General features: G+C 73.4%; 2 protein-coding genes. Both read left to right on the forward strand.

What is annotated here, in order from left to right; all coding sequences use genetic code 11:
• The coding region (locus AC5RUJ_RS17130; RefSeq protein ID WP_494156351.1) for an aspartate/ornithine carbamoyltransferase family protein at window positions 1-640 on the forward strand (640 nt) is incomplete at its 5' end.
• Window positions 637-1,001, forward strand: a 365-nt coding sequence (locus tag AC5RUJ_RS17135; protein WP_494156352.1) for an amidohydrolase family protein, incomplete at its 3' end; no start/stop codon positions are given. The genes AC5RUJ_RS17130 and AC5RUJ_RS17135, both read left to right, overlap by 4 nt.

The raw sequence follows: 1,001 nt of genomic DNA on the forward strand, positions 1-1,001 counted from the left end.
CGCCGTGGTGAACGCCGGCGACGGCACCCACGAACACCCCACCCAGGCGCTGCTGGACGCGTTCACGCTGCGGCGCACCTGGGCCAGGCTCACGGGCACGGCCTCGGCCGGGAGCGACCTCGCTGGCATGAAGGTGGCCATCGTCGGGGACATCCTGCACTCCCGCGTGGCCCGCTCCAACCTGTGGCTGCTGCGCACCCTCGGCGCCGAGGTCACCATGGTCGCCCCGCCGACGCTGCTGCCGGTGGGCAGCCGCCAGTGGCCGTGCACGATCAGCTACGACCTGGACGCCACGCTGGCCGAGGGCACCGACGCCGTCATGATGCTGCGCGTGCAGGGGGAGCGGATGAACGCCGCCTACTTCCCGTCCACGCAGGAGTATTCGCGCCGCTGGGGGTTCGACGACCGCCGCCTGGCGGCGCTGGACGCCTCCGGCCGCGCCGGCACCATCATCATGCACCCCGGCCCGATGAACCGCGGGCTGGAAATTTCCTCGGCGGCCGCCGACTCGCCGCGGTCCACCGTGCTGGACCAGGTACGCAACGGGGTTGCCGTGCGGATGGCCGCGCTCTACCTGTTGCTCTCCGGCGGCACCGAATCCGCCGCCCCCGCTCCCACCGCCACCCAGGAGGCCAAGTGACCGAGTCCAGCGAAACCACCTACCTGATCCGCGGGGCTTCGCTGACCGGCGGCGAGCGTGCCGACCTGCTGCTCCGCGGCGGGAGAATCGCGGAGGCGGGCACCGGCCTGAGCGCGGCCGGCGCCGTCGACATCGATGCCGACGGGCTGATCGCGCTGCCGGGCATGGTGGACCTGCACACACACCTGCGCGAGCCGGGCCGCGAGGACGCGGAGACGGTGGAGACCGGCACCCGGGCCGCGGCCCTGGGCGGCTTCACGGCCGTGCACGCGATGGCCAATTCGACGCCGGTGGCCGACACCGCCGGCGTGGTCGAGCAGGTATACACGCTGGGCCGGACCGCCGGCTGGGCCGATGTCCA

Source organism: Arthrobacter sp. Y3223164, from assembly GCF_059091005.1.